The organism is Flavimobilis rhizosphaerae (assembly GCF_014852685.1).
Lineage (GTDB): Bacteria > Actinomycetota > Actinomycetes > Actinomycetales > Cellulomonadaceae > Flavimobilis > Flavimobilis rhizosphaerae.
Genome location: NZ_JACZDF010000002.1, coordinates 78,903 through 104,538 on the forward strand (window position 1 = coordinate 78,903; position 25,636 = coordinate 104,538).

Below are 25,636 nucleotides of genomic sequence, written 5' to 3' on the forward strand. Positions count from 1 at the left end.
CACCGAGACTTAGTTGTCAACTGGTTGACACAGCCGAGAGGGCACGGCACTCTCAGCATGTGACCACCCCTGCACAGACACGGTCCGGCCGCGTCGTCGTCGCCCTCCACCGCCTCGTCGGTGCGGTCGACGCTGCCTCGGACGCGCTCCTCCGCGCCCGCACCGACTACGACCTCGCGACCGTCACCTTCCTCTCCGTCCTCGCCGACGCCGAGCGTCCCGATGCTCTCGGCGACCCCGTGGACGGCCCTGCCGAACGCTGGGTGCCGGACCTCACGACGCTCGCCGAGTGTCTCGGCGTCACGCGGGCCGCCGTCTCTAAGCGGGTCCCCGCGCTCGTCGCACGCGGCCTCGTCCGCACGTCCGCAGACCCGCACCACGCCCGACGCGTCCGGCTCGCGCTAACCGACGAGGGCGCCGCCGTCGTCGCGACGTCGACCGCACTCCTCGAGGAATGGCTCGCCGGTGAGCTCGCCGGTCGCCTCGACCTCGAGGCGCTGCACACCGCCCTCACCGACGCCCTCGCCGCCCTCGCGCCCCAGGAGCTCTGATGCCCCGCACCCTCGTCATCGTCGGCACCCCAGTGCCCGGATCGTTCACGCACGCGCTCGCCGACGCCTACACCAGCGGGCTGCGCGCTGCGGGCGAGAGCGACATCGTCGTGCGCGATCTTGCGACGACCGACCTTCCGCACGACCCGCCCGCGCGCACCGCCCTGCGCGCCCCGGACGGCGCGACGGACCACCTCGAGCCCGTCGTCGCCGCGCTCGTCGACGAGCTGCTCGCGGCCGAGCACGTCGTCGTCCTCTTCCCGCAGTGGTGGGGCGGGCAGCCTGCCGTCCTCAAGGCGTGGCTCGACCGCGTCGTGCTCTCGGGGGTCGCGTTTCGCTCGATGGGCGCGGGACTGCCCGAGAAGCTGCTGCGCGGCCGCACCGCGCGCGTCGTCATGACGATGGACTCCCCACGTTGGTGGAACCAGCTCGTCTACCGGGACTCGGCCGTCGTCCAGCTGACGCGCGCGACGTTCTGGTACACCGGAGTCAAGGTCGTCGGCGTCGATCGGCTCACCGTCGTCAAGACGTCGACCCCAGAGCGCCGAGCGGCGTGGCTGGCGCGCCTCGAGGCGCGCGGTCGGCGCGACGCGCGGCTGAGCCCTGCCGCGGCGGGGCGACGGTAGTGGTCCGCACGGGCGACCTCAACGGGACCGGCTGGTGAGGCCGGCGGTGGGGGCTTGCCGCGCCGCGGCACTCGCGTCAGGGTGGGGTCATGGAGAAGCACTCGCTCGTCGCCCTCGCCCGTGAGCTGCTCGTCGACGCGCGCGTCGCGTCGGCAGGTCGCGCCGCCCGCACTGTCGTCGGCGGTCACGAGAGGGTCCTGCGCCAGACGGTCGTCGCGCTGCGCGCGGGCGCGACGCTCGCCGACCACGACAACCCGGGGGAAGCGACAGTTCACGTCCTCGTCGGGAGGCTCGTCCTGCGTTCGGGCGACGTCGCGTGGGAGGGGACGGAGGGCTCGCTCCTCGAGGTGCCGCAAGCGCGGCACGCCGTCGAGGCTCTCGAGGACACGGCGTTCGTCCTCACGGTCGCGAAGGCCCCCTGACCTTCTCCGGGCCGCACCGGGCCGCGGCGCGCGGAGCCGGCGCGTGCAGGCTCAGACGGCTGCGGGGATGTCCTGGTGCGCGGCAGTGGGTGGCTCGACGAGCGAACTTTCGTCGTCGGTGCTCTCGTCCGACGAGACGACGCGGAGCCGCTCGGTGAGCCCGAGCATGTCGAGGACGTCACGCATGGCCTGAGGCGGGTCGACGAGCCGGAACGTCCCGGCCCGCTCCTCGACCGCGAAGCACAGCTGGACGACGAACCCGACGCCCGAGGAGTCGATGAACGTCACGCCGCTCGCGTCGACATCGACGGGAAGGTCGGACGTGATGACCGTCGTGAGCACCGCGCTCGCGTCGTCCCGCAGCGCCGCGTCGATCTCGCCAGCGAGCACCACCCGGAGCAGGCCGCCGGAAACTGAGTGCGTCAACGACCCCGGGGGAGTGTCTGCCGGGCCCTGAGGTTCTGTCATGTCGTCCACCTGCCCAGAGTCGCACACCCGGGCCGTCCCGGCACGACGAGAGGACACCGTCCCGCCGGCCGTCACGGCTCGCGTGCGAGGACGAGCAGCGTGACGTCGTCGACGCTCGAGTCGTCCCGGCACAGGTCGAGCACGATGTCGACGGTGCGTGGATCCATCGCGTCCTGCCCGTCGAACGCCTCCACGAGCCGGGCAAGACCTGCCCGCAGGTTCGTCTCGCGAGAGTCGACGAGCCCGTCGCTGTAGAGGACGAGCGCACCGCCCGGCTCGATGCGTACGCGCGTCGTCGGCGGGTGTCCCGTGCCGATGCCGAGGGGACGGTCGGCGTCGGCGTCGAGGAGATCCGCGGATCCGTCGGCCGCGAGCGTGAGCGGGCGCGGGTGCCCCGCGACCGTGAGCTCGACCTCCCCCGACGTGATGTCGACCGCGGCGACGACGAGGGTCGCCATGCCGAAGTCCATCGTGCGCCGCGCGACCGTGTCCGTCCAGCGGACGGCCTCCGCCGGGGAGTCGCCGCGCAGCAGGTAGGCACGCAGGGCGTTGCGGAGCTGGCCCATCGCGGCCGCGGCTGTGAGACCGTGCCCGGCGACGTCGCCGACGACGATCGCGAGCCTGCCGTCGGGCAGCATGAGCGCGTCGTACCAGTCGCCGCCGACCTCCCCTCCCGCGGACGGGCGGTAGCGGGCCTCGAGCGCCCACCCCGGCACCTGGGGCAGCCGTGCGGGCAGGAGCGAGCGCTGCACGTCGAGCGCAGCCTGGACGTTCCAGCGTGAACGCAGCAGGAGAGTCTCGAGAAGACGTCGGCGCAGGGCGGTGACGGCCTGCACCTGCTGGTCGGACCACGGCACCGACGTCTCGCGTACCGTCTCCGTCCAGCGGTCGAACGACGTGCGTGGCGCGATCCGAGGCGCCCCGCCGTCGACGACGATGCGGTGCTCGTGCGGGTGGCCGGCCCACGTGACGACCTCGATGTCCTCGGCGCGCAGCCACACGAGTGCCCGCTGCTCAGGGAGCCGGACAGCGAGGATCCCGGCGACGCCCGGAAGTGCGGCGGCGAGCTCGGGATGGTCGGCGGCGAGGTGCGCGGACGAGACGACCTCCGGTCCGGGGGCCTCCACCCAGGCACGCAGCGCCTCGAGATCGTCGGGGACCGTGCCCACCGTCTCGCAGCGGCCGTCCCCGACAGCGACGGCGCCGACGGCCGGCACGAGGTCGAGAAGCGTCACGCCGGACGCGGCCTGACCCGTGAGCGTCTCGCCGAGCGTGCGGTCCGCGTCGCGCGACGCGATGAGCAGCTGGACGAGCGTGCTCTCGGTGCGGCGGGCGATCTGGACCTCGGTCTCCTCGGCGCGCGCGCTCAGACGTTCGGAGAGGGTCGTGCCGATGAACTCGGCCGCAGAGCGCACCCCGAACGGCAGGTGCCGCGGTCCCGACGTGTGGTGGCACGTGATGAGCCCCCAGAGCCGGCCCTCGGACATGAGGGACACCGACATCGATGCCGCGACGCCCATGTTCCGCAGGTATTCGAGGTGCGTGGGGGAGACGGACCGGAGACCGGCGTGGGTGAGGTCGAGCGGCTCGCCCGTCGCGCGGTCGATGCCCGGCAGGACGCGCGCGGGCGTGTAGCGGGCGTCGGTGATGAGCCGCACGCGGCTCTTCTCGTAGAGCGCGCGGGCCTGCGCGGGGATGTCGGACGCCGGGTAGCGCAGGCCGAGGAACGGCTCGAGGTCGGGGGCGCGGGACTCGGCGACGACCTCGCCGTCGTAGCTCTCGGTGAAGCGGTAGACCATGACCCGGTCGAAACCGGTGAGCGCCCGCACCTCGGCGACGGCGACCTCCGCCATCGCGTCGACGTCACGCAGCTCCGCGAGGACGTCGGCGACGTGGCGGACCGTCTGGTAGAGGTCGGGGAACGTCGAGGCGGCGAGGTCGGTGGTGGGCTCGAGCTCAATGACGAGGAGGGTTCGCGCGCCCAACGGCAGGCGGTGGAGGACCGCGTCGACGTCGACGAGCCCGTCGGACGTGGGGATCTGCAGCGGCAGCGGGTTGCGGGCCCGCAGCTCGACGAACGTCTCGACGTGGTGGCGCACCTGGGCGGTGGTCTCGGCGCCGACGAGCTCGGCGAGGTGGACGCCGAGGAGGTCGTCGACCGCATGGCCCCACAGGTCGGTGATGTTCTCGGAGACGTGCTCGATGACGAGCGTCGCCTCGTCGACGGCGACGAGCAGGCCGTGCGGCTGGATCGCGCCGGGGATGTGGATGGGCTCGAGCGCGCACGTCGCCGGGTCGAGCGTCGTCGTCGTGGGGAGCAGGGAGGGTGACGCGTCGTTGCGCACAGGTCGCTCCAGACTCAAGGGGTGTGCCGCACGGAGGTGGCAGCGACTCGATCGTACGTTGTCACGAGGGTTGTGGCGGCCTGCTGCAGGTCCGACGGCGGACTCGTCCGCCTACTTCGCGTCTGCGTAGCTCGTCACGGACGTTGCGGTGAGGCGGAACTCGACGCCGTCGTCGCCGGACGGGCCGAAGAGGATGCGTCCGGCCTCGATCGCGGACTCCTCGACGATCCGCACGACCTCGTCGGCGAGGTGCTCGGGCGTGTGGACGACGACCTCGTCGTGGAGGAAGAACACGAGGTGAGGGCCGGCGGTCGCGCCAGGCACGCCGATGCCGTCGCCCGCCGTGTCCGGTGGCGCGTCCGCGACCGCGAGCGCGCGGAGGCGCTGCCGGAGCACCGCCATCCAGCACAGCGCCCACTCGGCGGCGGTGCCCTGGACGACGAAGTTCCGGGTGAAGCGACCCCAGGCGCGGGCGCGCGCGGTCTCGGCGGACGCCGACGAGCGTTCGGCGCGCTCCGCCGCACGCTCGTCCGACGGCACCTCGTGCGCTCCCTCACCGGGCGGCTCGGCCTGCACGCCGGCGGGCACGGTGCCCGGACGCCCCCACGCGCCGCCGCCGGGTGTCACGGTGCCGGACCCGGGCAGCGGTGACGTCCGTCCGAGCCACGTCATCACCTGCTCGCCGCGCTCGCCCGCGGCGGCGGCGCGCTCGACGAGACCGATCGCGGCGGGGAACGCGCGCCGCAGTTGCGGCAGCACCTGCCCCGAGACGCCCTGCGTGCCGCCGTACATCGCGCCGAGCATCCCGTACTTCGCGTGCTTCCGGTCGACGACGGCGCCCGACGCGACGATGCCCTCGTACATGTCGGCGGCGCGTCCCGCGCGGGCCATCGCCGTGTCCCCGCTCATCGCGGCGAGCACGCGGGGCTCGAGCTGGGCGGCGTCGGCGACGACGAGCCGCCAGCCGTCGTCGGCCTGCACGGCGTCCCGCACGACGTGGGGGAGCTGGAGGGCGCCGCCGCCGTCGGACGCCCAGCGTCCGGTGACGACGCCGCCGACGACGTAAACGGGACGGAACCGACCCTCGTGCACCCACGTGTCGAGCCACGTCCAACCGTTCGCGGTGAAGAGCCGGGACATGGACTTGTACTCGAGGAGGGGCGCGACGACGGGGTGGTCGACGGCCTGGAGCTCCCACTTCGACGTCGAGGTGACGGGCAGGCCGGCGCGGCGCAGGGCGCCGAGGAGGTCGACGGGCGAGTCGGGATTGACAGGTCCGACGCCGAGCGCGTCGCGCACCTCGGCAGCCTTGGCCTCCATGCGGGCCGGCCGGTAGCCGTCGGGCACGCGCGCGCCGAGCTCGCGCGTGAGGATCGCGTCGTGGACGTCGGCGCGCCATGGCAGTCCAGCCGCGTGCATCTCCGCGGCGACGAGCGCCCCGACGGACTCGGCGGCGAGGAGCGTGCCGAGGCGCGCAGCGTGGCGGCCCGCGGTCTGCAGCGCCATGAGCTGGGCGCGGAGCTCGACGACAGGGTCGGGCGGCGCGGTGGCGCGGCCGAGCTCGAAGAGCGGCTCGGCGGTCGCGGGCGCACCGGGTGCGGGGGCGGGGCGGCGGGGTGCGTCCCACGCGTCGGGGGCGCTGCGCGCGAGGACCGACGACGCCGTCCACAGCGAGTGCCGGAGGATCGCCCTGCACAGACGCAGGTCGTGGCAGCGGTCGACGCGCACACCCGCGGCGAGCAGCGGCGGGTAGACGTGCTCGGTGTCTGACCACGTCCAGCGAGGGTGGAGCGTGCGCTCGAGCTCGGTGATGCTCGAGGCGAGCGCGTCGTCGTCGACCGTGCGCAGGATGCGCGGCGGGCCGTCCGCGCTCACGGTCGTGAGCGCGGTGCGACCGTCCGGTCCGGGGACGACGACGACGTACATGCCGTCATTCTCCGCCGAGCCACCGACATCGCCTGCAGGAGTACCCTCGTCCCATGACGTCGAACGCATGGTGGTGGCTGCAGCCGCAGCCGTGACCTGACGTGTCCACCGAGCTGCCCCGCGCAGCCTCGGCAGGTGACCGGTGCGACGGGACGCTCCCCTCGAGAATCCTGGAGAAGCACCATGTCCGAGACCACGACCCTCGACGCCGCGCGCGCCCGCAGCGCCCGCCTCGAGCAGCAGATCGCCGAGAACCCCGGCCGGTTCCGCGTCCTCACGGGCGAGCGGCCCACGGGCCCGCTGCACCTCGGCCACTACGTCGGCACGCTCGCCAACCGGGTGCGGCTGCAGCAGTCGGGCGTCGAGCTCATGCTCATCCTCGCGGACTACCAGGTCATCACCGACCGCGACGACATCGGCGACCTGCGCGCGACGATCCGGGAGATCCTCCTCGACTACGTCGCGGTGGGCATCGACGTCGAGAAGGCGACGATCTTCACGCACTCGGCGGTGCCCGCGCTCAACCAGCTCATGCTGCCGTTCCTCTCGCTCGTCTCGGTCGCGGAGCTCGACCGCAACCCGACGGTCAAGGCGGAGACGGCTGCGACGGGTGGCCGCGCGATGAGCGGCCTCATGCTCACCTACCCGGTCCACCAGGCGGCGGACATCCTCTTCTGCCACGGCAACCTCGTGCCCGTCGGGCAGGACCAGCTGCCGCACCTCGAGATGACGCGCGTCGTCGCCCGCCGCTTCAACCAGCGCTACGCGACCGACGCCCCGTACTTCCCGGAGCCCGACGCGTTGCTCGCGCCGACGCCGATCGTGCTCGGCACGGACGGCACGAAGATGAGCAAGTCGCGCGGCAACGCCCTCATGCTCTCGGCGACCGAGGACGAGACGGCACGCTGGGTGAAGCGCGCGAAGACCGACGCCGAGCGGCACATCACCTACGACCCGCAGAGCCGCCCCGAGGTCGCGAACCTCCTCGACCTCCTCACGCTCGCGACGGGCGAGGACCCGGCGCTCGCGGCGGAACGCATCGGCGACGGCGGCGCGGGTACGCTCAAGCGCGAGCTCACCGAGGCCCTCGTCGAGCACCTCCGGCCGCTCCGGGAGCGGCGTGCCGCCGCCGCGTCCGCGGGCGACGACGTGCTCGAGGTCCTGCGGCGCGGCAACGAGCGCGCGAACGAGCTCGCGGACGCGACGCTCGCCGACGTCCGACGACTTATGGGGACCGACTACTGATGGCTGACCATCCTCGTCACTCGGCCGCCGTCGACCTCGCGCTCCTCGAGGGCGCGGTGCACGTCTGGTACCGCGAGCGGTCGGTGCTGAGGTTCCGTGCGCGGGCCCTGCTCGTCGTCGGAGCCGTCGTGGCGCTGCTCGTGGTGGGCCTCGCCGTCGAGTCGCTGCGGGTCCCGGCGGTCCTCGTGGTCGTGTTGCTCGCGCCGGCCGCTCTCGCGGCCGGCGCGGTCATCGCCCGCGCCGGGGACATGTGGGGACTCGACGAGGGGTTCGCGCTCGCGGTGCGCGCCGACGGGTTGGTGCTGCCGCGCTTCGGTTTCGTGCCGTGGGAGCAGGTGACGGGGGTGCGGGTCGTCGACGCCGAGGCGTCGGGCGTCGTACCGCGTTTCCAGATGTGGCTCGGCGTGCGGTCGGCGCGGATCCTCCACGTCTACGTCGACGACGTCGCGGCGCTCGCGTCGCGTGCGCCGGCCCGCTGGGCACGGCAGGTTGCCACGGATCCGGCGGCGCGACGGCGCGGCTGGGCGTTCGCGCCCGAGGCGCAGGTCGAGGACGGCGCGTACGCGGAGGTGCTGTCCGCGGTGAGGGAGCACGCACCGCATCTCGTCGGCTGAGCCCGGCCGTGCCCCGCGCGAGCAGGGACACGAAGGCTGCCGCGCACGCCTGGGAATGCGGTACATTCATCCCCAACGGGACAACGATCGGGGGACTCGGTGCGACTGTCGGAGGCAACGGTGCGGGGGGTCCTCGTCTGCGCGGTTCTCGTCGCATGCACGCCGCACCAGGGCGAGACGCCGCCTGCCACCCGGCCCACGACGCTCGAGGTCCCGACGGTGTCGGCGGCACCCCCGAGCCCCACGCCCACGGCTGGTCCGCCGGACCGGTCCGAGGCCCCTTCCGACGGCCCGCCGGACCGGTCCGAGGCCCCTTCCGACGGCCCGACGGGCCGCGCGGAGGTGCTCGTCTGGGCGGACGGGACGATCGTCGACGGTCCGTCGCTCGACCTCGGCGAAGCGCGTCGGGTGCGGCTCGGCAGCGATGTCGAGCACGTCCGCGACGTCCCCGCCGAGCCCGGGAAGCTCGTCTATCTCTACGACCTACGACCAGACGGTTCGTTCCTCACGGTCGCCGGCGACGCCGGGCTCACAGGTGGTGGCGGGGGGTCGGTGGGTGCGCTGCGCGAGGTGACGGAGGGGCGCTCAAGGACGCTGACCTCACCGCACGACGAGCACGCCGACATGCGCGAGTCGATCTCTCAGGCACGGCGCGTCGACGGTGGTGTCGCCTGGGTCGAGCCGTACTTCGAGCTGGCCGGGCAGCGGCTCGTGCTCGCCCCGGCAGGCTCGTCGCGGGGGCGTCTCGTGCACCAGCTGTGGGCCGTGGACGGGCGGATCGCGGCGCTTGCACGCTGGGGCGCGGTCCTCGCTGACGGACGTGTCGTCGGCTGGGACGGCAAGGTCTCGGGCGAGCCTGCGGACCTTGACCTCGAGGTGTCCCACCGGGTGGCGGGCGACGACGTCGTCGAGACACGGTGCTCCCCGCAGGGCTGCGAGATCGCACTCCTCACCGAGGGCGGGAAGCGGCAGCCGCTTCTGCGCGGGCCGTCCGGGACGTGGGTCGACGACTCGGACGGGCGATTCCTGCTCGTCCACGTCGACGGCGGCGACGGCGTGTCGGAGCTCTGGGGCGTCGACATCGTCGACCGCACGGCGGTGCGCATCGTCGGCGAGCTGTATGCGCAGTCGATGAGCGATGGCAGGATCGTCGACCAGGACCACCCGGCGACCAGGGCTGTCGTCGTCGATCTCGTCGCGCGGACCGTCGAGCAGCTCGCCGTCGACGGGTCTGCGTCGGTCGCGGGAATCGCGGGCGGACTCGTCGCTCTCACCTCGCACGACGGCGAGGGGGCCGGGACGGACGGTGACGGCGGCGACATCCTGCGCTGGCCTCGTCGCTGACAGCGCTCAGGCCAGGACGGATCACCCGTCGACCGGCAGGTCCTGCCCCGTGAGGACGCCCGCGTCGACGACGTCGACGGGCCCGCCCTCGGGCAGGGGGCGCGGGGCGTCGGACGGCAACGGAGCGTCGTCGTCGGCGACGGGCGCACGCAGCAGCGACACTGTCGCCCACCCGCGCGAGAGCAGCCCCGCGTCCGAGCGGGGCTCGCTCGAGGCGTCCGTGCCCGTGTACGTGAGCGTGAGGTGACCCTGGTCGAGCTCGCGGATGCGAGCGTGGACCATGCCGAAGCTCGCGAGCGGCGCCTGCCGCAGCCCGAGGACGTCGGCGAGCGGCCGGTCGGGCACGTTGAGGTTGACGACGCCGCTCGGGTCGGGGTGCTCGAGCAGCCACGCGAGCATGCGGGCCGCGAAGTGCCCCGCGGTGTCCCAGTGCTGCGGGTCGGCGGAGTTGAGCGACACGGCCATGCCGAGGATCCCGTGGGTGCTCGCGGCGTGCGCGGCACCGACCGTCCCCGAGTGCAGCGTCGCGTGCCCCGTGTTCGCACCGCGGTTGACGCCCGAGAGCACGAGGTCCGGCGGGCCGCCGAAGCCGCCGTGGGCGGCGACCATCGTGATGAGCGCGGGCGTCGCGCGGACCCCGAACGCGTCGACCCCGTCCGGCAGCCCGGGCGGCGTGCGGCGCTCGACGACGAGCCGACCGTCGTCCTCCGCGCCCATGAGGGACGCGCTCGCGCCCGACGACTCGCGGCGCGGCGCCACGACAACGACGTCGTGACCTGCCTCGAGCGCGACGCGCGCGAGCACGGTGAGCCCGGGTGAGTCGATGCCGTCGTCGTTCGTGATGAGCGTGCGCACGATGGGGCCTCCTCGCTGTGTCGTCCTTCCACCCTGCCCCGGCCCGCGGGATCCTGCAGGGTGACGGACCCGGCTCAGTCCATGAGCGGGTCGACGCGGATCTCGCGTGCCCACCTCTCGACCTGCTCGCGCCGGCCTGTGCCGAGGCCGTGACGAGTGACGTTGAGCGCACCCGCCGCCGCCCCGAGCCGCACCGCCTCGGAGAGCGACTCGCCCCGGGCGAGACCGACGGCGATGCCTGCGGTCATCGAGTCGCCCGCGCCACGATGGTCGACCGTCGTCATGGGAGGGGTGGTCGTGAGGAACGCTTCGTCGGCCGCGACGACGAGCGCGGGCTCCCCTGCCCGCGAGACGACGAGCGCCCGGAGCCCCGCGGCGACGAGCTCGCGCGCGGCCGCCCTGAGCGCCGGGAGGCTCGCGTCCGCGGCGAACCCGCCGTCGACGAGCTCCTCGTGGCTCATCTTGAGGACGACCCCCTCGACGGATGCGACCGCGCGGGCCTGCGGGCCGGAGAGGTCCGCGACGACCGTCCTGCCCGCGGCCCGCAGGTCGCGCGCGAGCCTGCCGAGGACGTCGGGTGCGAGCGTCGGGTCCTGCGTGCCGGTGAGGACGCACACGTCGGCGTCGAGCGACGCGACGAGGAACGTTCCGGCGAGGTCGTCGACGCTGTGCCGGTCAAGGGTGCGCGACGGCTGCCGTGCGACCTCGAGGCGGTCGCCGCCGCGCCGGTCGTGGACGTACGCGCCCGTCGGCGGGCCGGGCGTCGTCCGCAGGTCGATGCCTTCCTCGCGTGCGAGGTGGGCCGCGACCGTGCCGGTCTCCCCGCCGACAGGCGTGCACGCCGTGACGGTGGCGCCGAGCGATCGCGCCATGCGTGCGAGCCACAGGCCCTGCCCGCCTGCGTGCACGTGGATCTCCGGCACGTCGGTCTCGGCCGACACCTCGACGGTGACGGTGAGCAACGGGTCGGGTGCGAGGACGACGACGTGGGGCGCGGTGGGTTCCATGCCAGAGCCTAGGCACGGGTGGGCGTGGGTCGCGCGTCATACGAAGGGTTCCGCGTCCTCTATGAGGACGAGGATCGAGACGGGCGTCTGCTCGGCGGGCCGCGAGGGGAATGTCGGCGCCGAGCGTCTCGCGGCCCGTCCGCTATGGTCGACTCGTCGCCGGTGACGCAGCCGGCGCGGAGGGGGCGACGGTGCAGGACGAGGCGCGCAGGGGCGCGGCCACCCGCAGGAGCGGCGCGGTGTGCACCGCCGCGCTCGCGCTGAGCCTCGCGATGCCCGGGCTCGCCGCGTGCACGCCGTCGAAGCCTCCCCTGACCGCCCCGACGACGGCATCCTCGCCGAGCGCGCCAGCACCGTCGACGCCCCCCGACCCGCTGCCCGGTCTCCCGACAGACGCCCCGGCGACCGAGTGGCGGAGGTACTCGGTCCTCCGGTGGGCGGACGGCACCGAGGTCGTCGGCGAGATGCTCGACACCGGCACGGCGCGCCGCGCCGGTCCCGACGCGCTCACCGTCGTCCGCAGGATTGAGACGCCGAAGGACCGCATGCTCACGGTCATCGACGTCGCGGCGGACGGCTCCGCGCTCGTCACGGAGAGCAGCGAGCGTGAGTACGACGACGACGGGGCCGTCGTACCGGGGTCCGTCGTGCCGACCGTCGTCCGGCTCGTCGGGCCGCAGGGCTCACGGGTCCTCGTCGGGGAGCACAGGCGCCTCGAGGACGTCTACTCGGGACGGCTCGTCCGCGACGGCGCAGCCGTGTGGATCGGGCAGGACGTGGAGCCAGGCACGACCGACGACATGACGTCGAACGCCTACCGCGCACCGGCCGGGCGCTCCACCGGCGTGCGGATCGACGTCCCCGACGGGATCCGCGGCGTGCTCGACGACGGTCTCGTCCTCGGTGACGGCACGTTCCGTGCCTGGGACGGAAAGACGCGCAACCTCGGGCTGCCGCAGCTCGACAACGCGGGGGTCGCGCCGGTCGTGTGCGAGCGCGACGTGTGCCCTCTCGTCCTCCAGAAGTTCGAGATGCCCGACGACAACTCACCGTCGGACGGGAGTGCACCGGGCAGCACCGTGCGCGCACACCTGTCGTACGTCGAGGACGGCGAGATCACGCCCGTCCTCACGATCGAGGGTTCGGGCTCGCTGGTCGCCGCGTACGACCGCTGGCTCGTCGTCCATGTCGCGGGCCCGGACTTCAGCATCCGTACCTGGATCATTGACACGGCGAACCGGACGGCACGCTACGTCGACGGCATGCCCGAGGTTGCGGTGGCGGGTTCCCGGCTCGTGTGGGGCGCGGACCCGACCTGGACGGGCGACGGCGCCGTGCCGCTCGCAGGCACCGGCGACCTCCACGTCCTCGACCTTCCGACGGGGGACCTCGCACGCATCATCGTTGGCGACGCCATCGTCAGTCCTGTCGCCGAGGGCGACTTCATCGCTTGGGTTCCCTTCGGGAACGACCTCGCCCCGGGCCCCGCCGCCGTCGTCGCGCGGCTCGGCGAGGACGTCCCGTGACGGGGCCGCTCCGGGGACGTGCACGTGCTCGACGTCTCGAGCGGAACGCTCCTGCGCGTGCGGCACAGCGGCGCCGTCGGTGCTGTGCTCGTCGCGGGGACGTTCCTCGCGTGGACGTTCGCGGCTCGGACGACGCGGGGCCGACGCGCGGACTCGTCGTCGACATCGCCGACGCGCTGCACGACCGGGAGGGTGCCGGCCGACGCCGGGGACGGGGCGGGCTCGCGCGTGATCGTCGTCGGGCGGTCGCCGCGCGGGGCGAGCGCAAGCTCGGCCTCGGCTGACGCGGCCGCCACCCCCTCTCGGGGGCGCCTGTCAGCGAGACAGCCGGTCGCGGAGCGCCGCGAGCTCCCTGCGGAGGGCCGCAGGGACGCGGTCCCCGAAGGTTGTGAAGAACTCCTCCGTGAGGTCCGCCTCGCGCCGCCACGCCGCCGGGTCGACGCGGAACAGTTCGGCGAGCGCGCCCTCGGCGAGGGCGAGGCCCGTGACGTCGAGCGCCCCGTCCGCGGGGACCCGCCCGACGGCCGTCGGGCGCGCCTCCGGCACGGGACCGCCCCACGGCCGCGCGTCGTCCTCGGCGTCGGGACGCTCCGTGCCCGCGCCCTCCGGGCGCGTCCGCAGGTCCGTCCGACGCAGCAGCCACTCGACGACGCGCGAGTTCTCGCCGAACCCCGGCCACAGGAACCGCCCATCCGAGTCCTTGCGGAACCAGTTGACCTGGAAGATCATCGGCCTCCGCTCGGCGTCGAGCGACGCGCCCACGTCGAGCCAGTGCTGCCAGTGGTCGGCCATGTTGTAGCCGCAGAACGGCAGCATCGCGAACGGGTCGCGGCGCAGCTCACCAACCGTGCCCTCCGCGGCCGCCGTCTGCTCGGACGACACCGTCGCGCCCATGAGCACGCCGTGCTCCCACGAGAACGCCTCGGCGACGAGCGGCACGTTCGACGCCCGCCTGCCACCGAAGACGATCGCGTCGATCGGCACCCCCTCGGGGGCCTCCCAGTCGGGCGAGATCGTCGGGCACTGCGCCGCCGCGACCGTGAAGCGCGCGTTGGGATGCGCGGCCGGACGGCCGCAGCCGGGCGTCCAGTCCTGGCCCTGCCAGTCGACGAGGTGCGCGGGCGGCTCGTCCGTCATGCCCTCCCACCACACGTCGCCGTCGTCCGTGAGCGCGACGTTCGTGAAGATCGTGTCCCGCGCGACCGTGCGCATCGCCGTCGGATTCGTCGACCAGCCCGTGCCTGGGGCGACGCCGAAGAACCCGGCCTCGGGGTTGATCGCGCGAAGCCGGCCGTCGGGCCCGGGGCGCATCCACGCGATGTCGTCGCCGATCGTCTCGACGGTCCAGCCGGGCATCGTCGGCTCGAGCATCGCGAGGTTCGTCTTGCCGCACGCCGACGGGAACGCGGCGGCGAGGTGGTAGTCGCGGCCCTGGGGGCTCGTCGCGCGGATGACGAGCATGTGCTCGGCGAGCCACCCCTCGGCGCGGCCCATCGTCGACGCGATGCGCAGCGCGAAGCACTTCTTGCCGAGTAGAGCGTTGCCGCCGTAGCCGGAGCCCGTCGACCAGATCTCGCGGGTCTCGGGGAAGTGCGCGATGTACTTCGTCGGGCTGCACGGCCACGGGACGTCGGCCTGCCCGGGCGCGAGCGGCGCGCCGACCGTGTGGACGGCTGGAACGTACGGCGCACCGTGGTCGACGAGGCGCAGCACCTCGCGCGAGACGCGCGTCATGACGTGCATGGAGACGACGACGTACGGGGAGTCGGTGATCTCGATGCCGAGCTGCGAGATCGGGCCCCCGACGGGCCCCATGGAGAACGGGACGACGTACATCGTGCGGCCGCGCATGGCGCCCGCGACGACGCCGTGGAGCTCACGGCGCATCTCGGCAGGCTCGCGCCAGTTGTTCGTCGGGCCGGCATCGGCCCGCTCGCGCGAGCAGATGAACGTGCGGGACTCGACGCGGGCGACGTCCGACGGGTCGGAGCGCGCGAGGTACGAGCCGGGACGCTTCGCGGGGTCGAGAGGGACGAGGGTGCCCTGGGCGACCATGAGCGCGGTGAGGCGGGCGCGCTCGTCGGCGGAACCGTCGCACCAGACGATCTCGTCAGGCTCGAGGAGGTCGGCGACGGCGGAGACCCACGCGCGGGCCGCGAGCTGGCGGCCGTCGCACGTCGTCGTCGTGGGCAGCGTGGGGGCGGGGGCGGTGATGCTCATCGGCCTCTCCTCGTCGTCGGGCGGTCCCGGCGCCGCGGCCGGGGGCGGGGCCGGAACCCCGCCATGCCCTCAGCCTCACCGCGCCCCTGCGCGGCTTCACCGACGAATCTCTGGAAAGATTCGAGGATCTTTCCGTATGGTGAAGCGATGGACCTCCTCATCCTCGGCCGCCGCATCCGGCACTTCCGCACCACCGCGGGTCTCACGCTCGACGACGTCGCCGCGACGACGGGCCTTGCCCCCTCCCAGCTCTCGCAGATCGAGAACGGCAAGCGCGAGCCGCGCATCAGTGCGCTCGGCGCGCTCGCGGAGGCGTTCGGCGTCACCGTCCCCGACCTGCTCTCCGAGGAGCCACCGTCGCAGCGCGCCGCGCTCGAGATCGAGCTCGACCGTGCGCAGCGCGGCTCGACGTACGGCAGGCTCGGCCTGCCCGAGGTCAAGGCGTCGCAGAAGCTTCCGCAGCCCGTCCTCGAGAGCCTCGTCGGCCTCCACCGCGAGCTCGCCAGGCGCGACCGCGAGGCGGTCGCGACCCCCGAGGCCGCGCGCGCGGCCAACCTCGAGCTGCGCACCGCGATGCGCGAGCGCGACAACCACCTGCCAGAGATCGAGGCGGCCGCCGAGGACCTCGTGCGCCGCGCCGGCTACGTCGGCGGGCCGCTCACGCACCGCACCGTCGCGCGCGCCGCCGAGCTCCTCGGGTTCGAGATCCTCCACACCGACGAGCTGCCGCGCTCGACGCGCACCGTCACCGACCTCGCGTCCGGCCGCATCTACCTGCCGCCCGCGTCGATCCCCGGCGGGCACGGGCTGCGCGCCCTCGCGCTCCAGGCGCTCGCGCACCGCGTGCTCGAGCACCGTCGACCCGAGTCGTACAAGGACTTCCTGCGGCAGCGGCTCGAGATCAACTACTTCGCGTCCGCGTGCCTTGTGCCGCGCTCGGTCGCGGTGCCGTGGCTGCTCGAGCGCAAGAAGGAGCGGGACCTCGCGGTCTCCGACTTCCGGGACGCGTTCGGCGTCTCGCACGACGCGGCCGCGCAGCGCTTCACGAACCTCGCGACCGTCGACCTCGGCATCCACCTCCACTACCTGCGCGTCACGGGCGAGGGCATGCTCCTGCGCGGCTACGAGAACGACGGCGTGCGTTTCCCGACGGACGTCACGGGCGCGATCGAGGGGCAGACGGTGTGCCGCAGCTGGGCGGCCAGGCAGGCGTTCGCGTCGCGCGACCGCACGAGCGAGTACTACCAGTACACGGACAAGCCGGGCGGCACGTACTGGTGCTCGACGCAGACGGGCACCGCCGAGAACGGCGAGTTCTCGATCTCCGTCGGCGTGCCGTTCGCGGACGTCCGGTGGTTCCGCGGCCGCGAGACGGACCGGCGCAGGACGTCGACGTGCCCCGACGTCGCATGCTGCCAGCGGCCCGCGTCCGCGCTCGAAGAACGGTGGTCCGAGGCGGCGTGGCCGAGTGCGAAGATGCACCAGCACGTCCTCGCGGCACTCCCGACCGGTCGCTTCCCGGGCGTCGACGACGCCGAGGTCTACCGCTTCCTCGAGAGCCACGCGCCGGTGGCCGAGGGTTGACGCAAGCCGGACGACGTGTGCGACACAGGCACGGTGGAGGGCGACCCTCGTCCCCCGTGAGGAGGGATCGCCATGTCGTCGTCCGCCGCAGTCCCCGCGTACGTCCTGCCGCTCCCACCCGAGGGGGAGGCGTGGCTGCGCGTCGCCGACGTCCTCGCTGCGTCGTGGCTCGTGCTCGTTCCCCTCGCGCTTCTCGCGGCCGCGCTGTGTGTCCGCCGGCGCGTGGACCGGATCGCTCTCGCAAGCGTCTGGGTGGGTTCTCTCGTCGTCGTCGCGCTGCTCGTCACCGTCACTCTGCGAGCCTGGCTCGTGCCGACGCTGTGGCCAGCGTCCTACTTCAACGACGTCGGTGGCGCCGGGCAGCCGACGACGTTCCGCCCGACGCTCGGCTCGGCGTTGGGCGAGGTCGCGGCGCCGCTCGTGGCGGCCGTGCTCGCCGTCGTCGTCGGCGTCGTGACCGAGCGGTGGGGGCGCCACCGCTCTGCCCGGGTGCGTGGCGTCGACGTGCGAACCGCCGCCTGAGCGGCGACGTACCTGGGACTGGTGCGATACCGGGGTCTACTTCCTGACCTTCTTGAACCCCCGGAGGGGACAACCCGTGTACCGCCTTACCGCCAGGTCGACCAGCCCACAGCACCCTAGCGCCCTCACCCCCCCGCGAGATAGCGCTCTGGCGTCGAGATAGCGCGTGGCACGCGCTATCTCGACGCTGAGGCGCTATCTCGCGGGAAGGGTCAGAGGCCTTCGTCGAGGAGATTGAGCAGGTGCGTGAGAGTTCCGCCGACGCGGAGCCCGTCGTGCTCGTGCTCGTTCGTGACCCATGTGCGGACGTTGCCGACCTCCGACGCCGTCGCGAGCGAGAGGTCCGCAGGCACGAACATGTCGTCGTGGTAGACGGCCGCGACCACCGGAACGTCGTTCGACGCGAGCCGGTCGACGTCGTAGAGCTCAGGCCACTCCGTGCGCGCGTGCAGCGCCTCCGTCGCGGCACGGAACGGTCGCAGCTCGCTCATCTCCTCGAACATCCAGGGCAGGATCATCTCGCCCGTGAGGTGCAGGGGCCGGGCGTCCGGCGCGAAGTCATCCGGCATCGTCGCGTGCGCGGCCCACGGCCGCACGTCGTCGCCGCTCGCGTAGATCGACTCGTGGAGCACCGCGTACATGGGGTTGCTGCGGAAGCCCGTCGCCGCCTCGAGCCCCGCGAGGAAGGTGTCCGAGAGGCGCTCGTCCGAGTCCGGTGAGCCGTCGGGCAGGAACGCGTCGTCGAGCAGCCAGTGGATGCGGTCCGCGCCCTGCTTCATCCCGAGGTCCATGCCGAGCGACTGCAGACGACGCGTCGAGACGACGTCGCCGTTCGGGAGCGTCGTCGTGCCGGCGTCGAGCACGTCGGCGACGCGCGCGAGCAGCGCGACGTCCTCGGGGTGCCGGGCCCGGAAGGCCGCGTTCTTGCCGCGCGTGCGCGCCCACGTGTTCGTGTAGAGCGCCGTCGCGTCCGGGCGCAGGCTCGCGAGGCCGCCCGTGACGAGGCACGCGTCGAGCGCCTCCGGGTGTCGCGACAGGTACGCGAGCGTGAGGAAGCCGCCGTACGACTGGCCGAGCGTGGTCCACTTTCGCCCACCGAACACCTGGGTGCGCACCGCCTCCGCGTCCGCGACGATCGCGTCCGCCCGGAAGTGCGTGAGGTACTCGGCTTGGGCGGAGGTCGCCTCCGCGGGCGTGCGGCCATCGGCGAGCGTCGCCATCGTCGCGGCCGTCACCGGCGTCGACCGGCCCGTGCCGCGCTGGTCGAGCAGCACGACGCGGAAGCGCTCGAGCGCCGTCCCAACCCAGCCCTCCGCACCCAGCGGACGCGGCGAACGGCCGCCCGGACCGCCCTGGAGGAACAGCAGGAGCGGCAGGTCGTCGCCCGCACGCGTCGCCGTGACGACCTCGCGCGCGAGGACCTGGATCGTGCGAGGGTCCGCGGGATCGCCGTGGACGAGGGGGACGGTGACGACGTGGTCGGTCACGCGGACGCCGGGAAGTCGGTGGAGGGTGCTCACCCCCTCATGGTCCCACCCGTGCACCTCCCCGCACCAAGATTCCGCGCGCATGGCTACTGGGAGCAGCCAGATGCGCGGACTCTCGGACCGACTCCGGGAGCGGGGTGAGAGGCTCGGCGGTCACAGGCGCGGCGTGCACCGTCCTGCACCGAGTGCCGCGAGGCCTTCGACCTCACCGGGCCCCCACGTCGAGACGCTGTTCGCGCCCCCGTACATGAGGGCGGCCGGCTCGTCGACGTGCCCGAGCCCGAGCAGGTGCCCGACCTCGTGCCGCAGCACCCCGACGTACGCGGGCTCGCCGCGTTGGCGCGCGGCGCGCAGCAGCTCGACGTCGAGCGCGACGCCTCCCGTGACGTAGCCCGTCTGGTTCCCGCGCGTGAGCTGCTGCGCACCGCCGAGGCCTGCGACGTTCCCGACGAGCTCGGGGATCTCCGCGTCGCTCGCCCACCCGATGATCGCGGGGGCCCAGCGCTCTCCGTAACGGCTCGGCTGGTAGGGCTCGCGGTCGAAGCTCACGCGCTCGTCGGTCGTCCCCTCGAGGACGATCGACAGGCCGGAGAGCGACGACGCCTCGGCGAGCACCTGACCCACCCAGCCCTCGAACCCCACCGGAGCGTTGGTCGGGTCGATGACCACACGGATCGTGCGGCACGGCGACCACGTGGCTCCGTCGGACAACGTTGCGTACGGCCCGGACTGCGTCGTCGTCACGGCGGGCAGGATCCGCTCGCGCTGCTCACCCTCGCCCGGACGCGGTGCGTCGCCGCCCACGGCACGCGGGTCACCGAGCCACTGCGCACGCGGCACGTCGAGCGTCGGCGAGAGGCGGTCGGTGCCGAGGCCGCGGTCGAGGACGACGATGGTGAGGACGACGACGAGCACGAGGACGAGCCACCCGCCGCGCCGCCGCGGCTTCGCAGGAGGCACCGACCAGCCGCGCGGGTCACCGTACGGGGACGCCGGCGGCCCGACGACGCGCAGGTGGGCGCGCGACGGAGGCTCCCAGCCCGCCGCCGCCCGCTCGATCTCGGCGAACGCCCGCTCGTAGGCCTCGTCCGACAGCTGCGGTGCGCCTCGGGACGCCTGGGGCATCCACGACGCAGGCTCGGCAGCGCCCGACGGCGGCGTGGCCGGCACCTGAGGTGGGTCGTAGGGCGACCGTGCCGGATCCTGGGGCGGTCCGGACGGCAACGATCGCGACGGATCGGCCGCATGGCGCCCACGGGGCCAGGCGTCGTCGGGAAGGTCGTCGGACGTCGTCACGGGACCCATCGTGCCGCACGCCACCGACATCCGGGCCGACGGACGGCGGCAGGTGCCGCCCTCACCAGGAGCCGCGCACGACGCAGGCCCCCGTCCGTCGCGTTGCGCGACGGACGGGGGCCTCCTCCCCAGGAACCTGTGGTGTCAGAGCACGTCGTCGTCGACCCAGTCGAGGGTCTTCGTCACGGCCTTCTTCCACAGGCGGTACTGGCGGTCGCGCTCGTCGGCCTCCATCGTCGGCTTCCAGCGGCCGCCCTCGGCCCAGTTGTCGCGGACGTCCTGCTCTCCGTTCCAGAAGCCGACGGCGATGCCCGCGGCGTAGGCGGCGCCGAGCGCGGTCGTCTCGGCGACCTTGGGCCGGACGACCTCGACGTCGAGGATGTCCGCCTGGAACTGCATGAGCAGCTCGTTGGCGACCATGCCGCCGTCGACCTTGAGCTCCTTGAGCGGCACGCCCGAGTCCGCGTTCATCGCGTCGAGCACCTCGCGCGTCTGGAACGCTGTCGCCTCGAGTGCGGCGCGCGCGATGTGGTTCTTGTTGACGAACCGGGTGAGGCCGACGAGCGCGCCGCGCGCGTCGGCCCGCCAGTGCGGGGCGAAGAGACCGGAGAACGCGGGCACGAAGTACGCGCCGCCCGAGTCCTTGACCTTGCGCGCGTAGTGCTCGATGTCGGCGGCGTCCTCGAAGAACCCGAGGTTGTCCCGCAGCCACTGGACGAGCGAGCCCGTCACAGCGATCGACCCCTCGAGCGCGTAGACGGTCGGCTGGTCGCCGATCTTGTAGCAGACGGTCGTGAGCAGGCCGTTCTCGGAGCGGACCGGCTCGGTCCCGGTGTTGAGGAGCATGAAGTTGCCCGTGCCGTACGTGTTCTTCGCGGTGCCGGGCTCGAAGCACGCCTGGCCGAACGTCGCGGCCTGCTGGTCGCCGAGGATGCCGGCGATCGGCACGCCCGGCAGCATGCCGCGCTGACGGCCGTGGCCGTACACCTCGGACGACGAGCGGATCTCGGGGAGCATCGACATGGGAATGCCCATGTCCTTCGCGATGTCCTCGTTCCACGTGAGCGAGTCGATGTTCATGAGCATGGTGCGTGACGCGTTGGTGACGTCGGTGATGTGCACGCCGCCCTCGACGCCGCCGGTCATGTTCCACAGCACCCACGTGTCGGTGTTGCCGAACATGAGGTCGCCGCGCTCGGCGGCCTCGCGCGCGCCCTCGACGTTGTCGAGGATCCACTTGACCTTGGGGCCGGAGAAGTACGTCGCGAGGGGCAGGCCGACGATCGCCTTGTACTTGTCCGCGCCCTCGTCGCCGCCGAGCTCCTCAACGATCTTCTGCGTGCGCGTGTCCTGCCAGACGATCGCGTTGTAGACGGGCTTGCCGGTCGTGCGGTCCCACACGACGGCGGTCTCGCGCTGGTTGGTGATGCCGACTGCCGCGATGTCCTCGTGGGACGCGTTGCCGCGGGTGAGGGCGATACCGACGGCCTCGCGGACGTTGTTCCAGATCTGCTCGGGGTTGTGCTCGACCCAGCCGGCCTGCGGGAAGATCTGGTCGTGCTCGAGCTGGCCGACCGAGTGGATCATGCCGTCGTGCGTGAAGAGGATCGCGCGCGAGCTGGTCGTGCCCTGGTCGATCGCCAGGACGTACTTCTTCTCCATGGTGGGTTTCCTTCACGTCGTCGTGGTCGGACGGGGTGCGGTGGTGCGCCCGAGGGGCGCGGGGTGCGGGCGGCGCGCACGCGCGCCGCCCGCGGGAGATCAGATGTACGCGGTGCCGACGAGACCGCCGACGACGCCACCGATGAGCGGGCCGACGACCGGCACCCACGCGTAGCCCCAGTCGCTGCCGCCCTTGCCGCGGATGGGCAGGAGGGCGTGCGCGATGCGCGGGCCGAGGTCACGGGCGGGGTTGATCGCGTACCCGGTCGGTCCACCGAGGGACGTACCGATGACGACGACGATGAGGGCGACCGCGAGCGGCCCGATCTGCGTCGGGGTCTTGCTCTGGATGACGACCCAGAACACGAGGACGAACGTCGCGATGATCTCGGTGAGGAGGTTCCAGCCGTAGGAGCGGATGCCGGGGGCGGTCGAGAACACGGCGAGCTTCGCGCCCGGATCGGCGTCCTCGTCAAAGTGCTTCTTGAACGCGAGGAACATGAGGACGGCACCGATGAAGGCGCCGAGCATCTCCGCGCCGAAGTAGACGAACATGTTGCCGATCGTCGGGTCGATCGTGGCGCCGTCGGCGCCCGTGTAGAACGGCTCGCCCGCGGCGAAGAGACCGATCGTCACGGCCGGGTTGAGGTGGGCGCCGGACTTGAAGGCGACGTACACACCGGCGAAGACCGCGAGGCCCCAGCCGAAGTTGATGAGGAGCCAGCCCCCGTCGAAGCCCTTGGACTTCGGCAGGAGGACGGTGGCGACGACGCCGCCACCGAGGAGCAGGAGGATCGCGGTGCCGAGAACCTCGGACCAGAAGGCATCCATCAGCATGAGGGTGCTCACTTTCAGGGGTGGACTTCGTTGTCACGTCCCGGACGCGTCGGTGCGTCCGGGTGGGCGCCGCCCGGGTGGGCGGGGCAGGTCGGTGCTGGCGGATGCTGCCGGGAGCGGTGCTCGCGCTCCGCGACCGGTCAGCGTCCGAGCGGCTTGAGGGGTGCGACGTCGGCGGCAGCGAGGCGGGTGCGCTCGGCCGACGCGTCGTCGGGCTCGAGCTCGGCGGCAGCTTCGGCCTCCGCGCGGGCGGTGTAGGAGGCGACCTCGTCGATGCGGCGGGACTCGTCCCAGCCGAGCCGGTCCGCGGCGATGCGGGAGATCTCCTCGAGGGCGGCGAGGCCGCGGTCGCGGACCTCGTAGTTGAGGCGGGTGCGGTGGAGCAGGAGGTCCTCGAGGTGGAGGACACCCTCGGCGTCGACCGCGTAGGCGATCTCGGCGCGGAGGTAGGCGGGTGCGTGCTCGAGGGGCTTGGCGAGGTCGGGTTGGGCCTCGCACAGGGCGACGAGGTCGCCGACGAGCGAGCCGTAGCGGTGGAAGAGATGGTCGAGCATCGCGCGGTCCCACCCGTAGGTGCGGGCGTGGCGGCGGGCCCAGTTGCGTTGCGCGTCGAGCCCGACGGCGCCGAGCAGCGGCGTCTGCGCGGTGACGGACGGACGGGTGCGGGCCTCGGCGCCGAGCGCGAAGTCGACGGCGTCCTCGGCCATGACCCGGTAGGTCGTGAGCTTGCCGCCGGCGATGACGGTGAGGCCGGGGGTCGGGGAGGCGACGGTGTGCTCGCGCGAGACCTTCGCGGAATTCGTGCCTTCCTTGGTGCCGGGCTGGAGGAGGGGCCGCAGGCCGGCCCACGTGCCGATGATGTCGTCGCGCGTCAGCGGGTCGGCGAGGACGGCGTTGGCGTGGTCGAGGACGTAGTCGATGTCGGCGGCCGTCGCGACGGGGTGGGTGAGCTCCTGCTCCCAGGGGGTGTCGGTCGTGCCGATGACCCAGTAGCGGGACCACGGGATGACGAAGAGCACGGACTTTTCGGTCTGGAGGATGAGGCCGACGGAACCGCGGATGCGCTCGCGGGGTACGACGATGTGGATGCCCTTGGACGCGAGGACGCGCAGGCCGCCGTCGGAGCCGGCGAGGGCCTCGGTCTCCTCGGTCCACACGCCGGTCGCGTTGATGACGTGGCGTGCCTTGACGGGGAATCGTTCGCCGGTCTCGAGGTCCTCGAGGACGGCGCCGTCGACGCGTCCGGAGGGGCTGGTCGTGAGCTCGACGACCTGGGTGCGGGTTGCGGCGTGCGCGCCGTACTCGGCGGCGGTGCGGACGAGGGTGAGGACGAGGCGCGCGTCGTCGACGGACGCGTCCCAGTAGCGGAGGGCGCCGACCGCGGCGTCGTGGCGGAGGTCGGGGAAGAGCTTCTCCATGCCGGTGCGCGTGAGATGGCGGTGCCACGGCATCGCACGTTTGCCGGGGGCGAGGGTTGCGAGCCCGTCGTAGAGGGCGACGCCTGCGCCGACGTAAGCACGTTCCCAGACCTTGTGCTCGAGCGGGTAGAGGAAGGACACGGGCTTGACGAGGTGGGGCGCGAGCTTGTTGATGAGGAGGTCGCGCTCGGTGAGTGCTTCCTTGACGAGGTGGAAGTCGAGCATCTGGAGGTAGCGCAGGCCGCCGTGGACGAGCTTGGAGGATCGGGAGGAGGTGCCTGACGCCCAGTCCTGGCCCTCGACGACCGCGGTCGTGAGGCCGCGGCTCACGGCGTCGAGCGTGATGCCGGCGCCGGTGACGCCGCCGCCGACGACGAGGACGTCGAGCGGCTCGGTGACCGAGGCGCGGAGAGCGTCGAGGGACGCGCGGCGTGTCGCCGGGGTGAGTCGGGATGCGGCTCCGGAGACGGACATGTGGTGCACCTTTCGTCGTCGTCGGCCTGGTGAGGTCCACGCAACCAGTGCGAGCACGGACGCGCAACCGGGCTGCACAGATGTGCAAGGCTAGGACCTAGATCCCCGGGGAAAACCCCCGGCTACCGGGCAAGAAAGGTCAAGGGGTGGCCATGCGTGCACGTGGGAGGGACGTCCTCGCAGCAGCGTCGATGTACTACCTGCAGGACATGACGATGGAGACGATCGCGCGCCAGCTCGGCACGTCGCGCTCGACCGTCTCCCGGCTCATCAAGGAGGCGCGGGAGACCGGCGTCGTCGAGATCACCCTGCGGCCCACGCAGTCTCGCGCCCCCGGCCTCACGCAGCGCATCCGCGACCGCTACGGGATCGACGCGTACGTCGCCCCCGTCCCCGACTCCGCGACGCAGGCCGACCGCCTCGACCACGTCGCCCGCTCCGCCGCGCGGCTCGTCGGCTCGTGGTTCGACTCCGAGATGGTCCTCGCGATCGCGTGGGGCACGACGATCCACGCGATCGCCGAGCACCTCCAGAAGAAGCCGACGCGCGGCTCGGCCGTCGTCCAGCTCAACGGTGCCGCGAACACGCGCTCGAGCGGCGTTGACTACGCGGGCGACCTCATCTCCGGCTACGGGCGCGCGTTCGGCGCGCACGTCCACCACTTCCCCGTGCCCGCGTTCTTCGACTACGCCGAGACGCGCGACGCCATGTGGCGCGAACGGTCGGTGCGGCGGGTCCTCGACGTCCAGCGCCGCGCCGACATCGCGCTGTTCTCCGTCGGGGCGCTCGAGGGCGAGCTGCCGAGCCACGTCTACTCCGCCGGGTACCTCGAACCGTCGGACGTCGAGATGCTCGAGCTCGAGGGCGTCGTCGGCGACGTCTGCACGGTGTTCCTCCGGGCCGACGGCTCGTACGCCGACGTGGCGATCAACGCGCGCGCGACGGGCCCGACGCCTGCGCAGCTACGGCTCATCCCGCGCCGCGTGTGCGCAGTTGCAGGCGACACGAAGGCCGTGCCGCTGCGGGCCGCGCTGCTCGCGGGCATCCCGACGCACCTCATCACGGACGAGCTCACCGCCCAGCGCCTGCTCGAGCTCGACGACGACGTCGACGACGACCCGACGTGGACGAACGTCCGCGACCCCCACCCCTCGCGCGACTCGTAGGTCCGGTGCACCGTTCGATGGTGCTGGGGGCCAGCGAGTCG

Annotated in this window: 22 protein-coding genes; 11 read left to right on the forward strand and 11 right to left on the reverse strand. The window is 73.0% G+C overall.

What is annotated here, in order from left to right:
• The first annotated feature begins 59 nt into the window (after nucleotides 1–59).
• From IGS67_RS03705 to IGS67_RS03715, 3 genes are all read left to right on the forward strand, one after another.
• Entirely contained in the window at nucleotides 60–551 is a 492-nt protein-coding gene (locus IGS67_RS03705; protein ID WP_192278044.1) for a MarR family winged helix-turn-helix transcriptional regulator, read from the forward strand.
• On the forward strand, nucleotides 551–1,177 hold the full coding sequence (locus IGS67_RS03710; RefSeq protein ID WP_192278046.1) for an NAD(P)H-dependent oxidoreductase: 627 nt from the start codon (nucleotides 551–553) through the stop codon (nucleotides 1,175–1,177). The genes IGS67_RS03705 and IGS67_RS03710 overlap by 1 nt, the downstream gene beginning before the upstream one ends.
• Nucleotides 1,178–1,266: 89 nt before the next feature.
• Complete coding sequence (locus IGS67_RS03715) at nucleotides 1,267–1,599, forward strand: cupin domain-containing protein (RefSeq protein WP_192278048.1); 333 nt, start codon at nucleotides 1,267–1,269, stop codon at nucleotides 1,597–1,599.
• 51 nt (nucleotides 1,600–1,650) lie between these two features.
• Here the strand turns inward: IGS67_RS03715 and IGS67_RS03720 are convergent, their stop codons facing one another.
• From IGS67_RS03720 to IGS67_RS03730, 3 genes are all read right to left on the reverse strand, one after another.
• Entirely contained in the window at nucleotides 1,651–2,067 is a 417-nt protein-coding gene (locus IGS67_RS03720) for an STAS domain-containing protein (RefSeq protein WP_192278050.1), read from the reverse strand.
• Between the two features lie 71 nt (nucleotides 2,068–2,138).
• Nucleotides 2,139–4,412, reverse strand: coding sequence for a SpoIIE family protein phosphatase (locus IGS67_RS03725; RefSeq protein WP_328741395.1), 2,274 nt, complete (start codon nucleotides 4,410–4,412; stop codon nucleotides 2,139–2,141).
• A gap of 111 nt (nucleotides 4,413–4,523) precedes the next feature.
• Nucleotides 4,524–6,338 (reverse strand): bifunctional 3'-5' exonuclease/DNA polymerase, encoded by a 1,815-nt coding sequence (locus tag IGS67_RS03730; RefSeq protein ID WP_192278872.1) that lies wholly within the window; start codon nucleotides 6,336–6,338, stop codon nucleotides 4,524–4,526.
• Nucleotides 6,339–6,521: 183 nt separating this feature from the next.
• Here IGS67_RS03730 and trpS point away from each other — a divergent pair, with 183 nt between their 5' ends.
• The 3 genes from trpS to IGS67_RS03745 all read left to right on the forward strand — a co-directional run bounded on the left by trpS (nucleotide 6,522) and on the right by IGS67_RS03745 (nucleotide 9,541).
• Nucleotides 6,522–7,583, forward strand: coding sequence for a tryptophan--tRNA ligase (gene trpS / locus IGS67_RS03735; protein ID WP_192278052.1), 1,062 nt, complete (start codon nucleotides 6,522–6,524; stop codon nucleotides 7,581–7,583).
• Nucleotides 7,583–8,197, forward strand: a complete 615-nt coding sequence (locus IGS67_RS03740; RefSeq protein ID WP_192278054.1) for a hypothetical protein — start codon at nucleotides 7,583–7,585, stop codon at nucleotides 8,195–8,197. The genes trpS and IGS67_RS03740 overlap by 1 nt, the downstream gene beginning before the upstream one ends.
• A gap of 99 nt (nucleotides 8,198–8,296) precedes the next feature.
• The gene (locus IGS67_RS03745) at nucleotides 8,297–9,541 is read left to right on the forward strand and encodes a hypothetical protein (protein WP_192278056.1); all 1,245 of its coding nucleotides are present in this window, start codon (nucleotides 8,297–8,299) and stop codon (nucleotides 9,539–9,541) included.
• Nucleotides 9,542–9,562: 21 nt separating this feature from the next.
• Here the strand turns inward: IGS67_RS03745 and surE are convergent, their stop codons facing one another.
• A complete protein-coding gene (surE, locus tag IGS67_RS03750) occupies nucleotides 9,563–10,396 on the reverse strand; it encodes a 5'/3'-nucleotidase SurE (protein ID WP_192278058.1) in 834 nt (277 codons plus the stop codon).
• A 74-nt stretch (nucleotides 10,397–10,470) separates the two neighbouring features.
• Nucleotides 10,471–11,403 (reverse strand): 1-phosphofructokinase family hexose kinase, encoded by a 933-nt coding sequence (locus IGS67_RS03755; RefSeq protein ID WP_192278060.1) that lies wholly within the window; start codon nucleotides 11,401–11,403, stop codon nucleotides 10,471–10,473.
• A gap of 239 nt (nucleotides 11,404–11,642) precedes the next feature.
• Between IGS67_RS03755 and IGS67_RS03760 the strand changes: the two genes are divergently transcribed.
• Nucleotides 11,643–12,929: a hypothetical protein gene (locus tag IGS67_RS03760; protein WP_192278062.1), complete on the forward strand. Its 1,287-nt coding sequence runs from the start codon at nucleotides 11,643–11,645 to the stop codon at nucleotides 12,927–12,929.
• A 110-nt stretch (nucleotides 12,930–13,039) separates the two neighbouring features.
• Complete coding sequence (locus tag IGS67_RS03765) at nucleotides 13,040–13,213, forward strand: hypothetical protein (RefSeq protein WP_192278064.1); 174 nt, start codon at nucleotides 13,040–13,042, stop codon at nucleotides 13,211–13,213.
• 31 nt (nucleotides 13,214–13,244) lie between these two features.
• Here the strand turns inward: IGS67_RS03765 and IGS67_RS03770 are convergent, their stop codons facing one another.
• Nucleotides 13,245–15,149, reverse strand: a complete 1,905-nt coding sequence (locus IGS67_RS03770; protein WP_192278066.1) for a phosphoenolpyruvate carboxykinase (GTP) — start codon at nucleotides 15,147–15,149, stop codon at nucleotides 13,245–13,247.
• Between the two features lie 147 nt (nucleotides 15,150–15,296).
• Between IGS67_RS03770 and IGS67_RS03775 the strand changes: the two genes are divergently transcribed.
• A complete protein-coding gene (locus IGS67_RS03775; protein ID WP_235977732.1) occupies nucleotides 15,297–16,733 on the forward strand; it encodes a helix-turn-helix domain-containing protein in 1,437 nt (478 codons plus the stop codon).
• A gap of 72 nt (nucleotides 16,734–16,805) precedes the next feature.
• On the forward strand, nucleotides 16,806–17,255 hold the full coding sequence (locus tag IGS67_RS03780) for a hypothetical protein (RefSeq protein ID WP_192278070.1): 450 nt from the start codon (nucleotides 16,806–16,808) through the stop codon (nucleotides 17,253–17,255).
• A gap of 212 nt (nucleotides 17,256–17,467) precedes the next feature.
• Here the strand turns inward: IGS67_RS03780 and IGS67_RS03785 are convergent, their stop codons facing one another.
• The 5 genes from IGS67_RS03785 to IGS67_RS03805 all read right to left on the reverse strand — a co-directional run bounded on the left by IGS67_RS03785 (nucleotide 17,468) and on the right by IGS67_RS03805 (nucleotide 24,429).
• Nucleotides 17,468–18,775: an alpha/beta fold hydrolase gene (locus tag IGS67_RS03785; RefSeq protein WP_328741399.1), complete on the reverse strand. Its 1,308-nt coding sequence runs from the start codon at nucleotides 18,773–18,775 to the stop codon at nucleotides 17,468–17,470.
• Nucleotides 18,776–18,895: 120 nt separating this feature from the next.
• Entirely contained in the window at nucleotides 18,896–20,038 is a 1,143-nt protein-coding gene (locus IGS67_RS03790; protein ID WP_192278074.1) for a matrixin family metalloprotease, read from the reverse strand.
• Between the two features lie 144 nt (nucleotides 20,039–20,182).
• Nucleotides 20,183–21,700 carry a glycerol kinase GlpK gene (glpK, locus tag IGS67_RS03795; protein ID WP_192278076.1) on the reverse strand — a complete coding sequence of 506 codons (1,518 nt, stop codon included), beginning with the start codon at nucleotides 21,698–21,700 and terminating at the stop codon, nucleotides 20,183–20,185.
• Nucleotides 21,701–21,799: 99 nt separating this feature from the next.
• Nucleotides 21,800–22,537: an MIP/aquaporin family protein gene (locus IGS67_RS03800; protein ID WP_192278078.1), complete on the reverse strand. Its 738-nt coding sequence runs from the start codon at nucleotides 22,535–22,537 to the stop codon at nucleotides 21,800–21,802.
• A gap of 140 nt (nucleotides 22,538–22,677) precedes the next feature.
• Complete coding sequence (locus IGS67_RS03805) at nucleotides 22,678–24,429, reverse strand: glycerol-3-phosphate dehydrogenase/oxidase (RefSeq protein ID WP_192278080.1); 1,752 nt, start codon at nucleotides 24,427–24,429, stop codon at nucleotides 22,678–22,680.
• 152 nt (nucleotides 24,430–24,581) lie between these two features.
• Here IGS67_RS03805 and IGS67_RS03810 point away from each other — a divergent pair, with 152 nt between their 5' ends.
• Entirely contained in the window at nucleotides 24,582–25,595 is a 1,014-nt protein-coding gene (locus IGS67_RS03810; RefSeq protein ID WP_192278082.1) for a sugar-binding transcriptional regulator, read from the forward strand.
• Nucleotides 25,596–25,636 lie beyond the last annotated feature (41 nt).